Source organism: Photorhabdus akhurstii, assembly GCF_019090985.1.
GTDB lineage: Bacteria > Pseudomonadota > Gammaproteobacteria > Enterobacterales > Enterobacteriaceae > Photorhabdus > Photorhabdus akhurstii.
This window is the reverse complement of sequence record NZ_CP020335.1, coordinates 4,013,392-4,036,399: the sequence shown is the minus strand read 5'-3', so window position 1 is coordinate 4,036,399 and position 23,008 is coordinate 4,013,392. Positions and strand designations below refer to the sequence as shown.

At 39.8% G+C, this 23,008-nt stretch carries 24 protein-coding genes; 12 read left to right on the top strand and 12 right to left on the bottom strand.

Going from position 1 to position 23,008, the window contains the following annotated elements; translation table 11 throughout:
• The first annotated feature begins 2 nt into the window (after nt 1-2).
• The 10 genes from rseA to acpS all read left to right on the top strand — a co-directional run bounded on the left by rseA (nt 3) and on the right by acpS (nt 8,747).
• Nucleotides 3-653, top strand: coding sequence for an anti-sigma-E factor RseA (rseA, locus tag B0X70_RS17045; RefSeq protein ID WP_036777808.1), 651 nt, complete (start codon nt 3-5; stop codon nt 651-653).
• A 5-nt stretch (nt 654-658) separates the two neighbouring features.
• A complete protein-coding gene (gene rseB, locus B0X70_RS17040; RefSeq protein ID WP_217469914.1) occupies nt 659-1,615 on the top strand; it encodes a sigma-E factor regulatory protein RseB in 957 nt (318 codons plus the stop codon).
• Nucleotides 1,615-2,079 (top strand): SoxR-reducing system protein RseC, encoded by a 465-nt coding sequence (rseC, locus tag B0X70_RS17035; RefSeq protein WP_105397991.1) that lies wholly within the window; start codon nt 1,615-1,617, stop codon nt 2,077-2,079. Before rseB ends, rseC begins: the two co-directional genes overlap by 1 nt.
• A gap of 192 nt (nt 2,080-2,271) precedes the next feature.
• Nucleotides 2,272-4,068, top strand: a complete 1,797-nt coding sequence (lepA, locus tag B0X70_RS17030) for a translation elongation factor 4 (RefSeq protein WP_217469913.1) — start codon at nt 2,272-2,274, stop codon at nt 4,066-4,068.
• Nucleotides 4,069-4,088: 20 nt separating this feature from the next.
• Nucleotides 4,089-5,069 (top strand): signal peptidase I, encoded by a 981-nt coding sequence (gene lepB / locus B0X70_RS17025; RefSeq protein WP_217469912.1) that lies wholly within the window; start codon nt 4,089-4,091, stop codon nt 5,067-5,069.
• 176 nt (nt 5,070-5,245) lie between these two features.
• A complete protein-coding gene (gene rnc / locus B0X70_RS17020; protein ID WP_046396035.1) occupies nt 5,246-5,926 on the top strand; it encodes a ribonuclease III in 681 nt (226 codons plus the stop codon).
• Nucleotides 5,923-6,831 carry a GTPase Era gene (gene era / locus B0X70_RS17015; protein ID WP_036777798.1) on the top strand — a complete coding sequence of 303 codons (909 nt, stop codon included), beginning with the start codon at nt 5,923-5,925 and terminating at the stop codon, nt 6,829-6,831. Before rnc ends, era begins: the two co-directional genes overlap by 4 nt.
• 9 nt (nt 6,832-6,840) lie before the next feature.
• Nucleotides 6,841-7,566, top strand: a complete 726-nt coding sequence (gene recO / locus B0X70_RS17010) for a DNA repair protein RecO (protein ID WP_040149406.1) — start codon at nt 6,841-6,843, stop codon at nt 7,564-7,566.
• Nucleotides 7,567-7,635: 69 nt separating this feature from the next.
• Nucleotides 7,636-8,367: a pyridoxine 5'-phosphate synthase gene (gene pdxJ, locus B0X70_RS17005; RefSeq protein ID WP_105397992.1), complete on the top strand. Its 732-nt coding sequence runs from the start codon at nt 7,636-7,638 to the stop codon at nt 8,365-8,367.
• A complete protein-coding gene (gene acpS, locus B0X70_RS17000) occupies nt 8,367-8,747 on the top strand; it encodes a holo-ACP synthase (protein WP_110086328.1) in 381 nt (126 codons plus the stop codon). The genes pdxJ and acpS overlap by 1 nt, the downstream gene beginning before the upstream one ends.
• A 2-nt stretch (nt 8,748-8,749) precedes the next feature.
• Here the strand turns inward: acpS and B0X70_RS16995 are convergent, their stop codons facing one another.
• The 10 genes from B0X70_RS16995 to B0X70_RS16945 form a co-directional block, all read right to left on the bottom strand.
• Nucleotides 8,750-9,010, bottom strand: a complete 261-nt coding sequence (locus B0X70_RS16995; RefSeq protein ID WP_036777793.1) for a YfhL family 4Fe-4S dicluster ferredoxin — start codon at nt 9,008-9,010, stop codon at nt 8,750-8,752.
• A gap of 311 nt (nt 9,011-9,321) precedes the next feature.
• A complete protein-coding gene (locus B0X70_RS16990; RefSeq protein WP_217469911.1) occupies nt 9,322-10,044 on the bottom strand; it encodes a gp53-like domain-containing protein in 723 nt (240 codons plus the stop codon).
• A gap of 509 nt (nt 10,045-10,553) precedes the next feature.
• Nucleotides 10,554-11,279, bottom strand: coding sequence for a hypothetical protein (locus B0X70_RS25325; protein ID WP_246593328.1), 726 nt, complete (start codon nt 11,277-11,279; stop codon nt 10,554-10,556).
• A 416-nt stretch (nt 11,280-11,695) separates the two neighbouring features.
• The gene (locus tag B0X70_RS16980) at nt 11,696-12,130 is read right to left on the bottom strand and encodes a tail fiber assembly protein (protein ID WP_217469910.1); all 435 of its coding nucleotides are present in this window, start codon (nt 12,128-12,130) and stop codon (nt 11,696-11,698) included.
• Nucleotides 12,131-12,184: 54 nt separating this feature from the next.
• Nucleotides 12,185-13,012: a phage tail protein gene (locus B0X70_RS16975; protein ID WP_217469909.1), complete on the bottom strand. Its 828-nt coding sequence runs from the start codon at nt 13,010-13,012 to the stop codon at nt 12,185-12,187.
• Between the two features lie 456 nt (nt 13,013-13,468).
• Complete coding sequence (locus B0X70_RS25320; RefSeq protein WP_246593327.1) at nt 13,469-14,740, bottom strand: phage tail protein; 1,272 nt, start codon at nt 14,738-14,740, stop codon at nt 13,469-13,471.
• A 155-nt stretch (nt 14,741-14,895) separates the two neighbouring features.
• Entirely contained in the window at nt 14,896-15,615 is a 720-nt protein-coding gene (locus tag B0X70_RS16960) for a gp53-like domain-containing protein (RefSeq protein WP_217469908.1), read from the bottom strand.
• Nucleotides 15,616-16,174: 559 nt separating this feature from the next.
• Nucleotides 16,175-16,774 (bottom strand): tail fiber assembly protein, encoded by a 600-nt coding sequence (locus B0X70_RS16955; protein ID WP_217469907.1) that lies wholly within the window; start codon nt 16,772-16,774, stop codon nt 16,175-16,177.
• Nucleotides 16,771-17,271 carry a phage tail protein gene (locus B0X70_RS16950; RefSeq protein WP_036777777.1) on the bottom strand — a complete coding sequence of 167 codons (501 nt, stop codon included), beginning with the start codon at nt 17,269-17,271 and terminating at the stop codon, nt 16,771-16,773. Before B0X70_RS16950 ends, B0X70_RS16955 begins: the two co-directional genes overlap by 4 nt.
• 132 nt (nt 17,272-17,403) lie before the next feature.
• A complete protein-coding gene (locus B0X70_RS16945; RefSeq protein ID WP_052105804.1) occupies nt 17,404-17,835 on the bottom strand; it encodes a hypothetical protein in 432 nt (143 codons plus the stop codon).
• A gap of 338 nt (nt 17,836-18,173) precedes the next feature.
• Here B0X70_RS16945 and B0X70_RS16940 point away from each other — a divergent pair, with 338 nt between their 5' ends.
• Together B0X70_RS16940 and tadA are read left to right on the top strand one after the other, a co-directional pair.
• Nucleotides 18,174-18,341 carry a hypothetical protein gene (locus tag B0X70_RS16940; RefSeq protein ID WP_157297578.1) on the top strand — a complete coding sequence of 56 codons (168 nt, stop codon included), beginning with the start codon at nt 18,174-18,176 and terminating at the stop codon, nt 18,339-18,341.
• A 204-nt stretch (nt 18,342-18,545) separates the two neighbouring features.
• Nucleotides 18,546-19,055: a tRNA adenosine(34) deaminase TadA gene (tadA, locus tag B0X70_RS16935; protein WP_036777775.1), complete on the top strand. Its 510-nt coding sequence runs from the start codon at nt 18,546-18,548 to the stop codon at nt 19,053-19,055.
• A gap of 11 nt (nt 19,056-19,066) precedes the next feature.
• Here tadA and B0X70_RS16930 read toward each other — a convergent pair whose 3' ends face one another.
• Both B0X70_RS16930 and mltF read right to left on the bottom strand, forming a co-directional pair.
• Entirely contained in the window at nt 19,067-21,373 is a 2,307-nt protein-coding gene (locus B0X70_RS16930; protein ID WP_217469906.1) for an Orn/Lys/Arg family decarboxylase, read from the bottom strand.
• 131 nt (nt 21,374-21,504) lie between these two features.
• Nucleotides 21,505-22,920: a membrane-bound lytic murein transglycosylase MltF gene (mltF, locus tag B0X70_RS16925; RefSeq protein WP_217469905.1), complete on the bottom strand. Its 1,416-nt coding sequence runs from the start codon at nt 22,918-22,920 to the stop codon at nt 21,505-21,507.
• Nucleotides 22,921-23,008: the final 88 nt, after the last annotated feature.

The window sequence follows — 23,008 nt, the reverse complement described above, 5'->3', positions numbered from 1 at the left end:
ACATGCAAAGAGAAAAACTTTCCGCATTGATGGATGGCGAAACTCTTGATAGTGAAGTCGTTAGTATTTTGTCTAAAGATTCTGTAATGCAGAAACGCTGGGAAAATTACCACTTGATCCGTGACACATTGCGCGGTGATGTGACAGAAGTATTGCATCTGGATATTGCTAGTCGGGTTGCATTGGCGCTTGAAAAAGAGCCAGTTCATTCCATTGCTGGGGCTATTCCTGAATCCCAACCTGAACCAGAGAGCTGGCAAAAAATGCCGTTCTGGCAAAAGCTTCGCCCTTGGGTGAGTCAAATGGTTCAAGTGAGTGTTGCAGCCTGTGTTTCGCTGGCAGTATTGGTTGGTGTACAGCAGTACAACAGCCATAGTGTTGAGGATCTTGAATATCAATCTGATACGCCCGCATTTAACACTTTGCCAATGATGGGATCGGCTTCTCCGGTGAGTTTGGGAGTGCCTTCCGGTGATGATCTGTTTGGCAATGATCAGCGCATTCAAATGCAGGAACGTAATAAGCGTATTAACATCATGCTGCAACAATATGAACTCGATCGCCGTGTGCATTTTAAGCAAAATGACGAACGGGGAATTTCACCACAGGTTGCTATTCCGGTTCCCGGAACGCAATCTTTAGGAACACAATAGCAGTAATGAAACGTATTTGGTTTTCTGTCTGTTTGCTGGCAGGCTGCTTGTTTGCTCCTTTACAAGCTTCGGCGCAGCTTAGCAGCGCTGAGGTTTTGTTGCAGGAGATGGGTAATGCTACTCAGTCTCTGACTTACGAGCTTGCTTTTATTAATCTCAACCAGCAGTCTATCGTCTCAGTTCGTTATCGCCATGCCGTTATCGATGATATTCCAATTGCTCAGATTATGCAGATGGATGGTTCTCGTCGGGAGATTGTCCAGCGTGGTAATGAGATCAGTTATTTTGAACCCGGATTAGATGCTTTCAGTCTTAGCGGTAATCATATTATTGATTATTTACCGGCCGTCATTTTTGCTGACTTCAATCAGTTGAAAAAATACTACAATTTTATTGATGCTGGTCGTACCCATATCGGTGATAGGCCCTGTAGGGTTGTACGCATCACCTCTAAAGATGAAGTGCGTTATAATTATATTTTACTGATCGACGAAGAGACTCATTTACCATTACGTATTGATTTACTTGATCGTGATAGTGAGGCGCTTGAACAATTTAGGGTTGTTTCTTCCACCATCGGTGGGGGCGTCAATGATGCAATGAGTGTGATTACTCGCTTAAATATGCCGCCAATGCTGGTCATTCCACCGTCAGAGAAGGTTGTATTCAATTGGAAAGTGGGTAAATTGCCGGCTGGTTTCGTTGAGGTTTCACGTAATCGTCGTAAATTGTCAAATAGTGACTCACTTGAATCCATTATGTTTAGCGATGGCTTATTTAGCTTTTCTGTGAATGTGACTAATGCTAATAAAACCGGTAAGTTGGAATATCCTTTCCGTGGTGGGCCTCGAACGATTTATAGTGTGATACGTGGAGCAAATGAGGTGACAATTATTGGTGAATTACCATTGGCAACCGCCAAGCGTATCGCCGCTGGCGTCGCATTTATAGGAGTTGACTGATGGTCAAAGAGTGGGCAACAGTAATTCACTGGCAGCAGGGACGGGCATTATTACGTTATGGTTCCTCTTCTGGCTGTGGCAGTTGTCAGGCGCGAGCAACGTGTGGTTCTTATTTACTCAATAAATTAGGGTCTGATGGCATACATCAGCTTGAACTGGAGATTTTACAGCCATTACAACCGGGGCAAAAAGTGGAAGTTGGTATCCCGGAAGGGAGCTTGCTGCGTTCGGCGTTGCTGGTTTATCTGACTCCGCTTATTGGGTTATTCCTTGGCGGGGCGCTTTTTCAGTTATGGGTGACCAATCAATTGTGGGTGTTTTGTGGCGGTGTTTTAGGAGGCGCATTAGGATTCTTCTTTGCCCGCAGAATCGCTACTTACTGGGATAATCGGCAGGAATATCAACCTGTCGTTTTGCAAATTGGCTTGCCTCCTGATGCCATTCACATTCAGCATCGGGAATAAATCTATTTTAATCATCCAAAACGTTTAACAACTCATACTCTAAAGCCGCAGGCATGACTAGGTTTTCGTAGATTTGGCATGTAGAATACAGCCTTTCAGGCCGGTGGCCGACCTAATAAACCGTCGCTTTATGTCCCTCGTGTGTCCATTAGGCGAATGACTCAGAAATATCAAGGCAGAAAAATATTTATAATGAAGCAAATACGAAATTTCTCCATTATTGCTCACATTGACCACGGTAAGTCGACGTTATCTGACCGTATTATTCAAATTTGTGGCGGCTTAACAGATCGTGAGATGGCAGAGCAAGTGCTGGATTCTATGGATCTTGAGCGTGAGCGTGGTATCACCATTAAGGCCCAAAGTGTTACCTTGGATTACAAGGCGAATGATGGGCAACTCTATCAATTAAACTTTATCGATACGCCGGGGCATGTTGATTTCTCATATGAAGTTTCCCGCTCACTAGCTGCCTGCGAAGGGGCGTTGCTGGTGGTTGACGCGGGACAGGGAGTAGAAGCCCAGACGTTGGCTAACTGTTATACCGCGTTGGATATGGATCTAGAAGTTGTTCCTGTTCTGAACAAAATCGATTTGCCGGCGGCAGAGCCTGAGCGTGTAGCGGAAGAGATCGAAGATATCGTCGGTATTGATGCTACTGATGCAGTGCGTTGTTCAGCCAAAACGGGTGTCGGCGTACAAGATGTCATTGAGCGCTTGGTTAAAGAGATTCCTGCGCCGGAAGGCGATCCTGATGCGCCATTACAGGCTCTTATCATTGACTCATGGTTTGATAATTACCTTGGTGTTGTCTCCCTGGTGCGGATTAAAAACGGCACTTTACGTAAGGGTGATAAAATCAAGGTGATGAGTACCGGTCAGGTGTATAACGCCGATCGCCTTGGCATTTTCACCCCTAAGCGTGTTGATCGTGATGTATTAGATTGTGGCGAAGTGGGCTGGTTAGTTTGTGCAATTAAAGACATTCTTGGTGCGCCTGTCGGGGATACCTTGACATTGGCCCGTCAACCTGCGGAAAAACCACTTCCGGGCTTTAAAAAAGTGAAGCCGCAAGTTTATGCAGGGCTGTTCCCTGTTAGTTCTGATGACTATGAAGCGTTCCGTGACGCACTAGGTAAATTGAGTCTGAATGACGCTTCACTATTTTATGAACCAGAAAGTTCTTCTGCATTGGGTTTTGGTTTCCGCTGCGGTTTCCTTGGTCTGTTGCATATGGAGATTATTCAAGAACGCCTGGAACGTGAATATGATCTCGACCTTATTACCACGGCGCCAACGGTTGTGTATGAAGTGGAGACAACTAGCCGTGATATTCTCTATGTGGATAGCCCCTCTAAACTACCACCGCTGAATAATATTGAAGAGCTGCGTGAGCCAATTGCTGAGTGTCATATGCTGTTGCCTCAGGAGTACTTGGGGAACGTCATAACGTTATGTGTTGAGAAACGCGGGGTGCAAACCAACATGGTTTACCACGGTAAACAGGTTGCGCTGACTTACGAAATACCGATGGCAGAAGTGGTTTTGGACTTCTTCGATCGATTGAAATCGACCTCTCGCGGTTATGCTTCACTGGATTATAATTTCACTCGTTTCCAGTCATCTGATATGGTTCGTGTGGATGTATTGATTAACGGTGAGCGAGTTGATGCATTGGCGTTGATTACTCACCGTGGTAATGCGCAGTACCGTGGCCGGGAGCTGGTGGAGAAGATGAAAGAACTTATTCCTCGTCAGCAGTTCGATATCGCAATTCAGGCTGCGATTGGTAATCATATTATTGCTCGCTCAACAGTGAAGCAATTGCGTAAAAACGTCTTGGCGAAGTGTTATGGTGGTGACGTCAGCCGTAAGAAAAAGCTATTGCAGAAACAGAAAGAGGGTAAGAAGCGTATGAAACAAGTGGGTAACGTTGAGTTACCACAGGAAGCTTTCTTAGCCATTCTTCATGTTGGTAAAGACAATTAATAAGCTTGTAAGGAGTCTAAATGGCTAACACTTTTGCCCTGATCCTAACGTTGGCAACGTTAGTCACCGGCATTATTTGGTGTATTGATCGTTTCAAATGGGCACCAGCGCGCAAGAAAAAACTTGCCAGATTGCAAGAGTTGACTGAAGGTACAATGGATCAGGAGCATCTGGCTGAGACTATTAACAAGCCAACATGGGTAGATACTTGTTCATCTATTTTTCCTGTGTTAGCCGTGGTTCTGATTCTGCGCTCTTTTGTTTATGAGCCTTTTCAGATTCCATCGGGTTCCATGATGCCAACTTTATTGATTGGTGATTTCATTCTGGTGGAGAAATATTCATACGGATTGAAAGATCCCATCACTCAAACAACACTGATTAAGACCGGCGAACCAAAGCGTGGTGATGTTGCCGTATTTAAATACCCGTTGGACCCCAGTTTTGACTACATTAAACGGGTGGTTGGTTTACCGGGCGATAAAATTATTTATGATCCGGCAAAGAAAGAGCTGCGTATTTTTTCTAATTGCAGCAAAACAGGGAATTGTCAGGAAGAATTACCGGTTTCTTACGGTTCACTATTCCCAAGTGAGTGGACAATGCAGCAGTATGGTGTTGATTCCAAAGGTGAAAGTCTGAAGAAAGTAGGTGTTTTCCAAATCCCGGTTGAAGAAACGCTGCCGCCTTACAGTATGCGGCAGGGTGAACGGATTGAGAATCTGGGCGCGGTAACCCACCATATTTTGGAGATTCCAGGTGTACTATCGGTGCCTAATTTCCGTCAACCTGGCTTGCCAGAGGGAATGTGGATTGTGCCCGAAGGCCACTATTTTATGATGGGTGATAACCGTGATAATAGCGCTGATAGCCGTGTATGGGGTTTTGTCCCTGAGAAGAATCTAGTTGGTCGAGCTTCCGCCATCTGGATGAGTTTTGAAAAACAGGAAGGGGAATGGCCTACCGGAGTTCGCTTCAGCCGTATTGGTGGAATTAATTAATATTTTTATATTAGCGAAGAATTAATTTTACTCGCAGTGTAGAATGTCCTTTCAAACTTAATGACTGGCTCCTGTAAGGGGCCAGTGCAAACGCAACAGTTTTGTCAGGGGTTTCTGTAACAGGTCTGTTGCGTGTGCGTTTTTATTTGACGAATTCTGACCGATATTGGTAGCACATGAATCCCATCGTAATTAACAGATTGCAGCGTAAGCTGGGGTACACTTTTGATCAGCATGATCTGCTGATACAAGCGTTAACTCATCGTAGTGCCAGCAGCAAACATAATGAGCGGCTGGAATTTCTTGGAGACTCAATCCTGAGTTTTGTTATTGCCAATGCGTTATATCATCGTTTTCCTCGTGTTGATGAGGGGGATATGAGCCGCATGCGCGCCACATTGGTGCGTGGTAATACACTGGCTGAATTAGCAAGGGAATTTGAATTAGGTGAATGCCTTCGTTTAGGTCCGGGGGAATTGAAAAGCGGCGGCTACCGTCGTGAATCAATACTGGCTGATACCGTTGAAGCATTGATTGGTGCGATTTTCCTTGATAGCGATATTCAGACTATTGAAAGAATTATCCTGAGATGGTACGAAACCCGTTTGAATGAAATTAGCCCTGGCGACAAACAGAAAGATCCGAAAACCCGTTTACAGGAATATTTGCAGGGGCATCATCTGCCTCTGCCGTCATATCTGGTTGTTATGGTTCGTGGTGAAGCTCACGACCAAGAATTTACTATTCACTGTCAAGTGAGTGGTATCGAACTGCCAGTTAAAGGAACAGGCTCTAGCCGTCGCAAAGCGGAACAGGCAGCGGCTGAGCAAGCATTAAAACAACTGGAGCTTGAATGAGCGAACAAGAAACCTATTGCGGATTTGTTGCAATAGTTGGACGGCCTAATGTGGGGAAATCCACGTTGCTGAATCAGCTTTTAGGTCAAAAAGTATCTATTACTTCTCGTAAGCCGCAAACGACCCGTCACCGTATTATGGGTATCCATACGGAAGGGGCTTATCAGACTATTTATGTGGATACGCCGGGATTACATATTGAAGAAAAACGGGCGATTAACCGGTTGATGAACCGGGCGGCCAGCAGTTCTATCGGTGATGTGGAGTTGGTTATTTTTGTTGTCGAAGGGACTCATTGGACCCCGGATGACGAAATGGTACTGAACAAACTGCGTAATCTGCGTTGTCCGGTTTTACTGGCTATCAATAAAGTGGATAACGTAACGGATAAAACCAGTTTGTTGCCACATATTGGTTTTATCAGTAAACAGATGAGTTTTCTTGATGTTGTCCCGATGAGCGCTGAAAAAGGCATGAATGTTGATACGATTGCCAAAATTGTGCGCGGATATATACCGAAAGCGACTCACCATTTCCCGGAAGATTATATTACTGACCGTTCTCAGCGGTTTATGGCTTCTGAAATCATTCGAGAAAAGCTTATGCGTTTTCTTGGTGATGAATTGCCATATTCTGTCACGGTTGAAATTGAGCAGTTCGTGGCGAATGAGCGTGGTGGTTACAATATCCACGGCTTAATTCTGGTTGAGCGTGAAGGCCAGAAGAAAATGGTTATTGGTAATAAAGGTAGTAAAATCAAGACCATTGGTATTGAAGCCCGTCAGGATATGGAAAGGCTGTTTGATGTAAAAATCCACTTAGAACTGTGGGTTAAAGTTAAAGCGGGTTGGGCTGATGATGAGCGAGCGTTACGTAGCTTGGGTTACGTCGATGATTTGAAATAAGGCATCCCTGTGGACGGTTGGCAACGTGTTTTTGTTCTTCATGGGCGTCCTTACAGTGAAACGAGTCTGTTACTGGATCTATTCACTGAAAATGAAGGGCGAATTAGCGTGTTGGCAAAAGGTGCGCGTAGCCGTCGTTCCAATTTAAAAGGCTGCTTGCAGCCCTTTACCCCATTGCTGGTTCGTTGGAGTGGGCGGGGGGCAATTAAAACGCTGCGTGATGCAGATCCTATCTCTCTGGCCCTTCCTCTTACCGGCAGTGTGTTGTACAGCGGTTTATATATCAATGAATTGTTGTCAAGAGTGCTTGAACAGGGAACGGCTTATCCCGCCTTATTCTTTGATTATCTCCAATGCTTGCAAGTTCTTGCCGCCAGTGAATATACACCGGAATATGCATTACGTCGGTTTGAACTAGCGTTGCTGGCAAATCTTGGTTATGGCGTTGATTATCTTCATTGTGCGGGCAGTGGTGAACCTGTTGCCGACACGATGACCTACCGTTATAGAGAAGAAAAAGGATTTATCGCTAGCTTGGTTGTTGATCATTACAGTTTTACCGGGCGCGAATTAAAATCACTGGCGACTCGTGAATTCCCTGATTCTGCGACATTAAAGGCAGCAAAGCGTTTCACGCGTATTGCATTGAAACCTTATCTAGGTGGCAAACCTTTAAAAAGTCGTGAATTATTTCGGCAGTTTGTACGTCAGAAGCCTGAAAAGAAAGAAAATTAATGAATTTGTTTCTCTTCAAGATGGAAAGTGTAAACTTGTCATATTCTAATATGACTACAGGAGATAAATATGGCTGAAGTATTATTAGGCGTTAATATCGATCATATTGCGACGGTGCGCAATGCCCGCGGTACCAATTATCCTGATCCGGTTCAAGCGGCTTTTGTTGCGGAACAAGCGGGAGCCGATGGTATTACCATTCATTTGCGTGAAGATCGCCGTCATATTACCGATCGGGATGTAGAATTGTTGAAGAAAACCATCCAGACTCGGATGAACCTTGAAATGGCCGTGACAGATGAAATGGTGGATATTGCCTGTCGTATTAAACCTGAATTTTGCTGTTTGGTGCCTGAAAAGCGGCAGGAAGTGACAACAGAAGGGGGCTTAGATGTTATTGGTCAGAAAGATAAGGTTGCTGCGGCGGTTAAGCGTCTATCTGATGCGGGTATTCTTGTCTCGTTATTTATTGATGCGGAACATCGACAAATTGATGCGGCTAGTGAAGTTGGCGCACCTTTCATTGAAATTCATACAGGTGCTTATGCCGATGCGGAAAATGAAGTAGAACAGGAAAAAGAGTTTCATCGTATTAAAGAAGCTGTGACTTATGCAGCGAGCAAAGGTCTAATGGTGAATGCGGGTCATGGGCTGACATATCATAATGTACAACGTATTGCTGCACTGCCAGAAATTTATGAGTTGAATATTGGTCATGCCATTATTGGACGTGCGGTATTCAGTGGTTTGACCGCTGCTGTGGCAGATATGAAAACCCAAATGCGGAAAGCTCGCCGTTAATGGCTATTATTGGGTTAGGTACAGATATTGTTGAAATTGCCCGTATTGAAGGGGTTGTCGAGCGCTCAGGCGAGCGCTTGGCAAAACGCATTCTCAGTGAATTAGAATGGGAACAATATCAGCAACATGAAAAACCGGTTCGTTTTTTGGCTAAACGCTTTGCGGTAAAAGAAGCCGCGGCAAAGGCACTGGGAACGGGTATCCGTAATGGGCTGGCATTTAACCAGTTTGAAGTGGTCAATGATGCACTGGGAAAACCGATTTTGCGGTTCTATGGCGCGGCCGCAGCGTTGGCTCAGCAATTGGGGGCGACCTCTTTGCATGTGACATTGGCTGATGAGCGCCGCTATGCCTGTGCGACCGTTATTCTTGAGCGTTGATTTCAGATTTTATCTGCATGATGAAGTAATACAAATTTATCCCACAGTTGTTCTTCTGTTTCTTGTCGGTCTGGATCGGTAATAATAGTATTATTTATCGGACAGACTGATTGACAGGTTGGAGCATCGTAATGACCGATGCATTCGGTGCAACGGTCGGCATCAATCTCATAAATTTCATCTCCCATCGATATAGCCTGATTGGGACATTCGGGTTCACACATATCACAATTGATACAGCTTTTTTTGATTAATAACGACATTTCAATAAATTAACTTTTTCTTTACTTTATATTCAGTGTGTTATCGCCGGTTCTTATTCCGTTCTATTACACACTGGTTGCATTGCTACGCAGTATAAATTACATGGAAAAACGAAGTCTAGCACGATATAAGTTTAGCACTACATAATAGCATCTTTTATTTTTCACATCGGCGATGATAGCCACTCTGTTACATTCGATGCAATGAGTCACAGGTTGTTTTATTCATAAAATAATTGAGGCCGGGTTCTGTCTTAATGCCGGCCTTTTATTAATTACGATAATGGGTTAATCGGTCATGCTTTATAAAATTAATACCCTATTGCTCTAAAAAATGCTATAACATCAGCATCTAAACCGGTAGGACTTCTAAAACATCGAAACTGGCTCTGATTTTCTATCATTACTGAGAATATCCCGGCTGCTTCAGGAGTATGGCCAGAGTGAGTTAATGTGATATTTAAACATTTATTCGGGAATGGTATTGGAAAATAATTTAAATACCCGGCGTTAGTAGATAGACTACCGTTAACTAGTGCAATTCCCCACATTTCAATTAAACCTGAAGGTAATTTTTGCCAGCCAGCCTGAGCTAAGTTTGCGGTGAAGAACGACATATCTGGAATCTGATTAATTCTAGTTCCCACTTCCCGTTTTGCAGCTTCATTTAAACCTAAATTTTTCACAAACGCATTTTTATCATAAATATCTGCGCCATTTTGTACTTTTTCCAATGCAGAGTTGGAAATTTTAGTGATAATTTTTCTTTCTAATGCTCTATTTAATTGAATGATTAATTTAGCGATATCACCATCATCCAGAACATCACTGCCAGATTCTGTCGCGATAAAATCAGCTACGACAGAGGATATAGTTGACGACTGACGTAATGCTTTATTTAATACATGACGGGAAATTCTATCACTTTCTGGAAACCCAGTTTTTAAACTTTGCTCTCCTTCATATATTGTTTGGCTAACTACATTAGCGTTATTACCAATAGAAAACGCTTTAAAATCATTTTTTGGATTCATATATATTTTCCTGAGGTTCAATGGTGAGTTTTATAGATAATATCTTAAATTACTGTGGAGATAATTTCTCAACGCTCATAGTATAGAGATGATAAGAAATAATTAAATATCTTTATATCTTATGATGTTAATTATTTTTCGTATATTTTAAGTAATAAATAATTTAATATATTTCAATTGAAAACATATCGAAATGATTAATTTTATCTTATGGAAACCATTTTAAATAATTTCTATATTGAAAGGTTTGTTATGGAAATTAAATTTCTATGATGGATAATGTAACTAATGTTGCATGAGTTAACAAATATTGACGGAGAATGAATTGTATGATGATAGAATATTTATCATTGTAGCATCAGCAATAATAAAATAATTAAGACCGGGTTCTGTTTGAATTCCGGTCTTTTTGTTAATTACGATAATGGAGCAATTGGCCAGTTAATTTCTGGGGTTTTATCAAAATAATTATAAAATTTGAGATAGATAACAACTATTAGCGTTGAAAGTTAGTTATTAGATATCCCTACTACAAATATGCGTACAGGCGGAAAGGTTGTATCACGAGACTGCCAGTGTGATATTATTACTAGGTTTTCTTTATTGATTTTTAATATTTCAGCTCCTTCACCATAGTTACCTCCACTGATATATCCTCCCATGCTGGAAAGTATAGCATGAGGTTCATAAGAGTATGCAATTGGGTATGTGATAGTGAATGTTCCCTCGTTACCTAAACTGGGAGCCTTTGCATATACAGATTGGAATAAGATATATTTTCTCTCTGATCCGATGAAAAATGGAATTTTAAAAGTCATGAAATTACCCCCTTGTGTAAACAGAGGAGTACCTGCTAATAATAAGTCCAATAAACCGAGATTTTTTACAAACTCATTTTTATTAGGAATATCTGCCCCATTTTTTGCTTTTTCCAATGCGAAATCGGGAATTTTAGTTATAATTTTTTGTTCTAACGCTTTATTTAATTGTGCAGTTAGTTTGGCTATATTACCATCATCCAAAACATCACTGCCAGATTCTGTCGCGATAAAATCAGCTACGACAGAGGATATAGTTGACGACTGACGTAATGCTTTATTTAATACATGACGGGAAATTCTATCATTTTCTGTAAACCCAGTTTTTAAACTTTGCTCTCCTTCATATATTGCTTGGCTCACTACATTAGCGTTATTATCAATAGAAAACGCTTTAAAATCATTTTTGGGATTCATATATATTTTCCTGAAGTTCAATGGTGAGTTTTATAGATAATATCTTAAGTTATTGTAGAGGTAATTTATCAATATTTATAGTATAGAGATGATAAGAAATAATTAAATATCTTTATATCTTATGAGGTTAATTATTTTTCGTATATTTTAGGTAATAAATAATTCAATATGTTTTAATTGAAAATATATCGAAATGATTAATTTCCTCTTATGGAAGCCATTTTAAGTAATTTTCAGATTGAAAGGTTCATTCTGGAAATTAAATTTCGATGATGGGTAATGTAACTAATGTCGCATGAGTTAATAAATATTGACGGAGAATGGGTTGTATGATGACAGAATATTTATCATTGTAGCATCAGCAATAATAAAATAATTAAGACCGGGTTCTGTTTGAATCCCGGTCTTTTTGTTAATTACGATAATGGCTTAATTGGCCAGTCAATTTCTGGTGCGTTTGAAGTGTCAACCCGGTTAAGCATCACTCGGTATTTTTTCCATTCTTTGAGTAATAGCATTTCTTCGTCTGTTGCTATATCAAGTTCTACTGCGTCAGAAAGTGGAGTTATTTTTTCATTTGCAAGAGATATAAATTGTGTTTTTTGGCTTTCCGCTATAAATATCAATTCCTCTTTTGTTGGTGGTGGGATATCTTCCCAGCAAGGAAGACCATCTTCACCAGAGGAAAGTATTTTTCCTATGGGTGGGATTCCTGAAAACTCATTGAATATGTTATCAGTTACAGGTAAAGGGTCATTTGGCCATGAGCCAGCTTCAATATAATTCTGTTGTAATAATAGTGGATAAAATGCTCTATTTAATGCACTGAATACATAGTTTTTATCGTTCATAATTCTCTGCCAAATTTAATTAAATAATCATCATAATGAATTAATTGTTTTTAATTAATATCCTATTGCCCTAAAATAGGTATAAACATCAAGTGCATAAGGGGTAGAACTTCTATAACATTTGAACTGACTTTGATTTAATACGGATGCCCCGAATATTCCTGCTGATCCGGGGTCCCAATCATTGTGAGTTAACGTGATGCTAAAACATTTATTTGGGAATGGTATTGGAAAGTTATTAATATATCCGCCATTAGGATTTCCACCGAGAGAAACTATTGCTATTCCCCACATTTCAATTAAACCTGAGGGTAATTTTTGCCAACCATTCTGAACCAAGTTTGAGGTGAAAAATGACATATCTGGAATTTGATTAACTCCGGTTCCCACTTCCCGTTTTGCCGCTTCATTTAAACCTAAGTTTTTCACAAACGCATTTTTATTTGGAATATCCGCGCCGTTTTGCGTTTTTTCTAGTCTTTTATTGGCGTTATCATTTACATCGGAAACAAGCTTCTGAGTTGCAGCCAGTGTATTGCTATTGCCAGCCACATTTGTAAGCTGAACAATACCTTTCTGTGTTAATGAGGCATCGGGAATTTTTGTTGTAATTTTTTTTTCTAACGCTTTATTTAATTGTGTAGTGAGTTTGGTTATATTACCATCATCTAAGACATCACTGCCAGATTCTGTCGCAATAAAATCAGCGACAACAGAGGCTATTGTGGACGACTGGCGTAATGTTTTGTTTAATATATGAGAGGTAATATTTTCTGGAGGAAATCCAGTTTGTAAATTCGGACTTTTTTCGTATATTTCTTGACTGGCTACATTAGCATTATTGCTAGTAGAAAACGCTTTAAAATCATTCTTAGGACTCATACATATATTCCTTAAGTAAATAATATTCTTTTATAATTAACATATTGAGTTATAGTACAGGTAATTTATCGAGATTGATTTCAATTATAGTCTACGCCAAAAAGAGGATAATAAGATTACATTATTAATCAATCGATTGATTGTTTGTATGTGGCTGACGGTAATAAATCGTTTAACGTCTTGTAATAGAAAGCATATTCAAAGTTTTTTTATTTTACATTTGGAAATTATTTTATCTTGTCTATTTTGTCAATTTTCAAACGGTTTTAACAAGTTTTATTAAAATAGATGGTGTCAGAATAGTGGTTACGAAAATAGTATTGTTTTGTCTGTTGATTGAATTATTATATTTTTTTGTTTGTTCGATAAATATAGATAAATATTTCTATCAAATAGGAGAATGAATTATCGTCTAAAAAATAAAATGGGAAAAGGGCTGCTATGCAGCCCATAATTTTAATCAGCAATATAAATTTCTGTAATATCAGGACAATCCTCTTGGTTTACTATAGATAACCTCAGCCCTGCATCTGACGAATGCACAACGAGCCATCCTTTTGAACCATACCCTGTACCAACCAAAATATTATCGATCGGAGGCATTTGTAAAGGTAAAAATATACCTTGGCTAACAGTACGTAAATATATACATCGTCCTCGTATATCCTGACTCAGTGATATGCTACTTCCGTTGTCTCCGCCAGCTCCTATTTTCCGCCACCACTGATTAGGGCCTTTCTTTTGATATCGCTCGTCAACTTCCGCACGTGAAAACGCCCCCACATCTCCGGCTACCAGATTGATGTCTTCAGTTAGCGCTTTGCCGTTAATTCTCCGGCTATTAGGAACCGCGTTTCTTGCCAATGTTACGGTGTCTGATAAACCAAGTTCATTTACGGTAGGTTTGTTTTTGGTTGTATAAATATTAGTCCAATCTTCTTCAAATCCATAATTATCGCGCGCCGAGCGATAAGCAATCCCCCCGTTTTTGTAATGCACTTTCAACTGAAAAGCTGGACAACTCCCAACTCCATTATAGAAGTGAACAACATGATCACTAAATTTCGAATTCAGTAAGTCATATGACCCTGAATCTACGTTCCACGGGACTTGGTTATCAACAGAATATTTTCCTGTTAATCCGAGCCTAAATGCCCCCACATCGCCAGCCCCTAAATTGATATCTCCAGTCAGCGCCTTACCGTTAATTTTCCTACTATTCGGCACAGCATTTTTCGCCAGATTGACGGTTTCCAATAAATCGAGATTTTTCACAAACTCATTTTTATTGGGAATATCTGCCCCATTTTGGTTTTTGGCTAATCTATTGTTAGCATTATTATTTATATCAGAAACAAGCTTCTGAGTTGCAGCGAGTGAATTACTATTACCAACCACATCTGTAAGCTGAACAATACCTTTCTGTGTTAATGAGGCGTCGGGAACCTTTGGTGTTACTTTCTGTTCCAGCGCCTTATTTAATTGAGCGGTGAGTTTCTCTATATTTCCATCATCCAGAACATCATTGCCAGATTGTGTCGCGATAAAATTAGCGACTACAGAGGATATTGTGGATGATTGACGTAATGCCTTATTTAATATATGTGTGGTAATGCCATCGGGTGCAAACCCAGTCTTCAAATTCTGACTTTCTTCATATTTTTCTTGGCTCATTACATTAGCATTATGACTAATAGAAAAAGCCTTAAAATCATTTTTAGGACTCATATTATACTCCTTAAGTTAAGTGATGAACTTTATAAATAACATATTGAATTATTGTAAAGTTAATTCCTTATTTAATGCGCTGAATACATGGTTTTATCGGTCATGATTTTTTGCCATATTAATTAAATGATCATGGCAAGTTGATTTTTATTAAATTAATATCCTATCGCCCTAAAATACGCGCCAACAGGCGTAGGATGATTAGTAGGGCTTCTATAACATCGGAATTGACTCCGATCTACTATGTGTACTGAACATATTCCAGAATCTTGAGGATTATAACCACCGTTAGCTAACACAATATTTAAACATGCGTTCGGAAATGGTATTGGGAAATTATTTAAATACCCGGCCTCCATAGAACCATAGCCGTGAACTAGTACAAACCCCCACATTTCAATTAAACCCGAAGGTAATTTTTGCCAGCCGGTAGAACTTAGATTTGCGTTGAAAAACGACATATCTGGCACCTGATTAACGCCAGTTCCTATTTCCCGTTTTGCAGCTTCATGTAAACCTAAGTTTTTCATAAATGCATTTTTATTAGGAATATCTGCGCCATTTTTTACTTTCTCTAAGGCGGAGCTGGAAATTTTAGTGATAATTTTTTGTTCTAACGCTCTATTTAATTGTGTGATGAGTTTAACAATATCTCCATCATCCAGAACATCATCGCCAGATTGTGTCGCGATAAAATCAGCCACGGCTGAGGCTATTGTTGATGATTGACGTAATGCTTTATTTAACACATGAGTAGTAATATCTTCTGGTGGAAACCCGGTTTGTAAATTCTGACTTTTTTCATATTCTTGTTGACTCACTATGTTGGCATTATTATTAATAGAAAAAGCTTTAAAATCATTCTTGGGACTCATATACACTTTCCTTAAATAAAATAATGTTCTGTTATAATTAGCATGTTGAGTTATAGTATAGGTAATTTTTTGAGATTGATTTCAATTATAGTCTACTCCAAAAAGAGGATAATAAGATTATATTATAACTTAAGCGATTGATTATTTATGTATGACTGATGACAATAAATTGTTTAACATATTGTAATCGAAAGCATATTCAAGATGTTTATGTTTTATATCTGAAAATTATTTTATCTTATTTCTTCCGGTAATTTTAATAATGGTTTTCACAAGTTTTATTAAAATACAGGGTGTAAAAATAGCAGCTACGAAAGTATTATTATTTTATCTATTGGTTAGGTTATTATATTTTTTTATGTTTTTTCCATAGATATAGATGTTATCTCCTGAAAAATAAAATAAAAAAAGGGCTGCCATGCAGCCCATAATTCTAATTATAAATCATATTTGACCGGATTGAGACGCCAAAAGCATAGGAAATCAGCCGGTCAAAATAGTCATTATTATCACTGAAAAAAGATTGGGGATAGAATAATGCCCGGTCTTGATAATTGTATTATTCTGGTATTTGTGGCCACTCAATATCTGAAACCATTGAGGTATCAACACGGCTCAGTAATACCACATACTTCTTCCAGGCAAGTAATAATGCTTTCTCTGCGTCTGAGGCCATCTCAGTCTCAATAGCATATTGTAATAAAATGATGGCTTCATTAGCTTGTTGGCGAAGAATGACACGTTGTTGTTCTGCCTGTTTCATCTGATTGGCTTTTTGAGCTTCAATATCTATTGCCCATTTTTCGCCATCCCACTTATCAAAATCGGTGCTTGGTTGTTTGAATGTCAGCGTTTTTGGTAATTCACCCGGTTCAATGATTTCCTTCTGTTCCCCAGTTTGGGTGTTGTAAGCTATTTTCCCTCGATAATCTGGTACTATTTGCCAGCCGGTTAAATCAGGTGAACGACAGGCGATATATCCCTCTTGGGTTTCAGGTGGTGCATCTGTGCAAGAGTTGGCAGGAAGGCCGATACCAACGGGAAGGTACTCATCAGAACTGTTTAAATATTCCAGCGTAATTGCATCGTAATTAAATACAACGATACTTCCGGCACTGATGGCAATATTATTTTTATCCAATACAGCCTTATTCATCATGCAATCCTCACAATGTAATTAAATGCCACGTTTCGTGGACGTGTTTCTATTCCCGTTGAGGCGGCAATCGCATTATCCATATAACCGTAACCACCAGATCCCATTCCGATAGCGATGCCTATTCCACGAGGATCAATGCCGTAGTTAACGTTCTGGTAGATACTATTGAGAATACGGCCTGCTGCACCCACTCCGTCGGTTCCACCATTTGAGTTGGACCACATCCGGACAACCCTGTGACTATGTGGAGCAATGTCTGCCAGTTGCCCGGATAATAGATATCGACCAATATCCACTCCACGCCCATCATCCCAGCCCCGGATAAATTCACCCCGTAAATCAGGTAATCTACCAGTAGGATAAGCTTGCGCTAATTTTGGATATAAAGTTTGATCAAAGATTGCTCCATTGCATTTCACCCACCCACTTGGTGGTATGTCAGCCGGCCAGGGAAGTGGTATTCCTACCGGGATTTCGTCAAGTACCAACGTGCTCATTATGCTGCCCTCATCATATAGTTAAACGCTAGGTTATGTGGCTTTGATGCCCCTATATCGGTCATCCGCCACTAAGATAAACTTCCGCTAATTTTAGATATAAAGTTTTATCGAAGATCGTTCCATTATATTTCACCCACCATTTGGTGGTATGTCAGTCGGCCAAAGAGGTGATATACCTACCGGAATTAACTTTTCCAATAAGCTTCGGTTTTTCACAAGTACATTTTTATTAGGAATATCTGCAATATTTTTTGATTTTTCCAATGCGTACTTGGAAATTTTAGTTATGATTTTTTGTTCTAACTCTCTATTTAATTGAGTGTTGAGTTTAGTGATATCGCGATTATCGAGAACACGATCACCAGATTGTGTCGTGATGAAATTAGCCATAACAGAGACTATTGTTGACGATCGACGTAATACCTTATTTAATAAATAAGTGGGGACATTATCTGGTAGAAACCCGGAATACAAACTCAGGATTTTTTCGTATTTTTCTTGATTTACTACATTAGCATTATTGCTAGTAGAAAAATCCTTAAAATCATTTTTGAGACTCATATACTTTCCTCAAATTAGGTTATGTATTTATAGACCATACCTTGAGTTGTTGTAAAGATAGTGTCCGTTAATTTATAATTTAAGATGTTAATTATTTATATGTAATTGGTAGTAATAAATAGTCAATATTTTTAATCGAAAATATACCTAAGGTATTAATGTTTTGTTTCTACTAACTATCTTTGATGGTTTATATATGGAAAGATTTATATTGGAGGTTGAGATAAAAGGTGTGGCAGGAAAAATAAAAAATTTATATGTATAATTTTTATCTCTGATTCTTATGATTTCGCTTTAATTATATTTTTCATTGCTGTTATAGTTGCTTGAGGGTTTTTATGACAGATGGTGGTGGGTGGGCACTTCCAATGGCTGCATTACCCAACGGAACATTGAATAGTTTTAAGACTTGGGTAGCTGGTAAAGCTTTCGATTATCTTGGAAATGAAATCAAATTATCTGCTGATGCTTATGTAGTTGGACAATATCTTGCAATCGGATTTTAATTGATTTAAAGTAAATATAAAAATGTCATAAGATAGAATTGCATTATATATTTGGTTGTTAATTTTCTGGGTGTTTTATCAGCAATAAATATATAAAATAATCTCGGGTGTATATTCCCAATGGATTAATAAGAAAATATATCTGGAAAACAAGTAAAATAAATCGTTATAATTGTCCCTGATGTAATCAAATGGGATACCGTAGTGACTGAAATATATAGTGATGAATATTGGATGCAGCAGGCCATTGAACGGGCAATAAAGGCGTGGGAGCAGGGGGAAATACCTGTTGGTGCTATATTGGTTGCTGATAATAAAATCATCTCGGAAGGTTGGAATCAGTCTATTATCGCGCATGATCCTACCGCTCATGCTGAAATTATTGCGTTACGCAAAGGGGGAGAACAGTTACACAATTATCGTTTAATAAATACCACCTTATACGTCACGCTTGAGCCTTGCACTATGTGCGCCGGCGCTATGATACATAGCCGAATACAGCGGTTGGTTTATGGCGCCAGTGATATGAAAACTGGCGCCGTAGGTTCTTTGGTTGATATATTGCGCCATCCTGGCATGAATCATCAAATTGATATTACCAGCGGCGTGCTTGCTGAGGAATGTTCGACGATGTTGAGCGCTTTTTTCAAACAACGTCGGCAACAACATAAAGCATTAAAAGCCGCCAGGAAACAGCAGGAAGACAATCAATAGGCATTCTTGATTCACTCTTTTAGTACCCATATATGGTACTCGCCGTTTATCATCTCTGCGCCTTCCAGAATTTTTTCAAAGCCTGGGAACTTGTTATTCCATTCACCTATCTGGCGAATATATTGTAACCGGGGGGCATGTTCATCACCGAAACGTTCTCCCGGTAGGATGATTGGTATACCTGGTGGATAAGGAATGACACTAACAGCCGATATGCGCCCTGCCAGTTCATTAAGTGGTAAATGTTCAGTACGGCCTCCCATATGATCAAGGTGTGCTTGTCGGGGGAGTTTAACTATCTCAGGTAGTTGGCTAAATGATTTCTTTTGCTCAATATCCATTTCATATTTTTTTATATACCCAAATATTTTATCCGAAATATCTTTTAGCCCCATATTTTCATAATATTCAGGGTATTGCTTCGCGAGTTTTGGTAAACATTGTTTCAGTGAAGTATTTGCGTCATAGTGTTTCTTGAAATTCAATAATACATTGATCAATGTTCCCCATTTACCTTTGGTAACTCCGATAGAGAACAGGCAAAGAACAATAAAATCGGTGGTACGTGCTGGCACAATATCATGCTGACTGAGATAAGCGGAAAGAATTTCGGCTGGAATGCCATTTTCCAGCAATTCATCATTGTCATTCATTCCTGGGCATAAAATACCAACTTTCGTTGGATCTAGCAGGCACCATTCTTCTGATAGATTGGTAAACCCATGCCATTTGTCTCCCTCTTTTAATACCCAACAAGAAGGGTCCGTTGCCAATTGTTCTCTGTTTGCTTCATGGAAGGGAATTAATTTACCGCTGTCTGCGCTGATAATTTCTCTGGCATTCCAGGGTAAGAAGAACCAATCATCTTTTTGTTTAAATTGATGATGGATTTTTGCTAATGTCAGACGGAAGTCTACGGCTTCATTGATAGCGTTTTGTATCAATCTTTGCCCCTGCGGACCATCCATCATGGCCGCTGCAATTTCATTAGTGGCGATAAGCGAATATAGCGGTGAAGTTGTGGCGTGCATCATATAAGACTCGTTGAAACGGGAATGTTCAACGGGTTTTTTACCATTGCGGATATGGATATATGATGATTGTGATAGCGCCGCCAACATCTTATGCGTGGATTGAGTGGCAAATATTGTCGGGCTATTATTGTCAAAATCATTTGGGTCATCACGCATTGAGTAACGATGTTTATACATAGGATTAAAACGAGCATAAGCAAACCAAGCTTCATCAAAGTGAATTTGATCAACACTTTTTGCGAGTAAATCTTGTGCTTGTTCTGCGTGATAACATATTCCATCGTAAGTACAGTTGGTGATGACCGCATAAACAGGCTTATTGTCTACTGCGCACTCTTTTAGTGGGTGTTTATTAATGAGTTGTTGGATATATTCTGGTTGAAATTGATCTCTGGGAATGGGACCAATAATACCATAGCGGTTGCGTTGGGGAATAAGATATACGGGCAAAGCTCCGGTCATGATTAAACCTTGTCCAATAGATTTATGGCAATTGCGATCGCATATAACAATCTCTTTCTCACCAATAATGGCGCCCATGATAATACGGTTAGAACCCGAAGTACCGTTAAGAACGCAATAGCTTTGATGGGCGCCAAAAATCGTTGCGGCATATTCTTCTGACTCTTTAATAGCACCGGTATGATCTAGCAGTGAGCCAAGTATTTTTCTTTCTATTCCAATATCACTTCGGAATAGATTTTCCCCAAAGAAATTAATTAATTCTCTTCCTGCCGCCGTCTTAGTCAGTGCGACACCGCCTTGATGTCCGGGGGCAGTCCAGGAATATTCTGGTGATTCTTGGGTATATTGCAGTAATGCACGAGTGAAAGGAGGTAATAATTGAGCGTGATATTTCTTAATTAGCGAACCGGCGCGAGAAGCGATAAATCCAGCCGTATCTTCAAGCATCCAGACAAATTCATCTGCCAATCCCATGACTTCAAGTGTCAGCGTGTCGATGCTGGAATATTCCGCGGTCAACAATACCGGAATGGTTGTATTGTGTTTGCGTATTTCTTTCAGTAATTCTAAGACTTGCTTATGAGATTCGTAGTTATTATCTCCTGAAGTCCAATCAACAAAAATACAGCATAGTGAAGAATCAGAAGAAACTGTGGCTATGCCATCTTGGAATGTAGCAGCCAGGATAACAGCGAAATTGTTCTTTTTTAATGCTTCGATTAACTCTGTAAAAGCACGACCATTCGCAGTCGTCGGACTAAATACATGGCTGCTGACAACCATAATTTTGTTTTGTTCGTTAATATCTAAATTAATCATGATTTATCCTTTGGGAGAGATAGTGTCTTGACGAATTTAGTATGGTTAGTTGGATTAGTTGTCAAACATAATATAACTGAGGATATATAATGGCTGTAATTGACTCCTTAGAGCCTTATATTTGTTTACTTTTATTTTGGTTGGTTTTCTTGGGAAATTAGTTTTTTTCGATTTTCTTTGGCTTGTAAATATCCGACTAAACTAAGCTGATAACGGCGAATATTTTCAATATAGCGATATGCTTCATGTCCACGGGCATAACCATAGGCGGTATTTGTATAATATTTTTTCTGACTTAATAGCGGGAGCCGTTTTTTGACATCAAGCCAGCTATCAGGATTTCCTTTTTGTGATGCCGTCAGTTTACGGGCATCTAACATATGTCCATAACCCATATTGTAAGCAGCCAGTGCAAACCAGATACGCTCATCTTTAGGAATATTTTCAGGTAATCGTTTCATTAGATTTTGCAGATAGATTGCGCCGCCCTTAATACTCTCCTCTGGATCAAGGCGATCAACGACGCCTAACCCTTTAGCGGTCTGGCTGGTTAACATCATCAGGCCACGCACACCCGTGGGTGAGGTTGCCAGTGGGTCCCAATGTGACTCTTGCCAGGCAATGGCAGCGAGTAATTGCCAACTGATATCACCGGAATATTTTTCAAATAGTGGCCGATAGATGGGCAGGATATTATCAATGGCGCTGAGAAAAGAGAGTGTATCGAAATAGTCAAATGAGTGGACGTGACCAAAATATTTCTCCTCCAATCGGGGCATGACATTTTTTTCCGTTAGCTGGCTAAAAAAATCCAGCATGGCAGCGTAAAGGCTGTAGTCGTCAATGCGTTTTAAATACCATGTCAGCGGGTTATCTTCGCTCACATCAAAAGCGACGGCCAGATTAGGGTGAGTACGTTGTTGTAACGCGACATTAATCGAGTCACCTAATGTATAATCCAGTTTACCTTCTGATACCTGTTCCAGTAGTTCGCGAGTGTTATATTGCTGTGTCTCCTTCCATTCGAGTTCAGGAAATAAATCTGTTTTTAGCTTTTTCAATGTGCTGACATGAGCAGAACCAGAAGCGACCAGCAGTTTACCTTTTAACTCTTTAAAAGAGCGAGGGCGTGGAGTTCCTTTGCGATAAATCAGTTGTTGGGATACAGAATAGTAAGCCGGACCTGCGCGGGTTTGAGCCAGCCTTTCTTGATGATAGGTCAAGCCGGCGGCCAGAAAATCAGCGTCGCCATTTTCTAGGTCGTCGAATAACTGATTGATATTTTTTCTGAATTTGATTTCCAATTTGACGCCAAGATAATCAGCAAAGCGTTGTGCCAGTTCGTAATCGAATCCATTTGGTTCTTTCTTACTGGTAAGGTGGATCAGAGGTGAGCTAATGGTGCTGATCCGTAGCTCTCCTCTGGTCATGATCCTGTTAATCTGCTCCTGCTGTTTATTCGGCCAACTGATGTTCAGACTGATGATGGCGGCAGAAAAAAGAGCGATAACAATGATAACGAAATAATTTATTTTTATATTATTCAATATGTTATCTCGGTGTAACGCGGTGTGGTGCTATGCGGAAACGCGCTATTTTATTATGGTTAAATTTCCAGTGACTGAGCATTTTGCG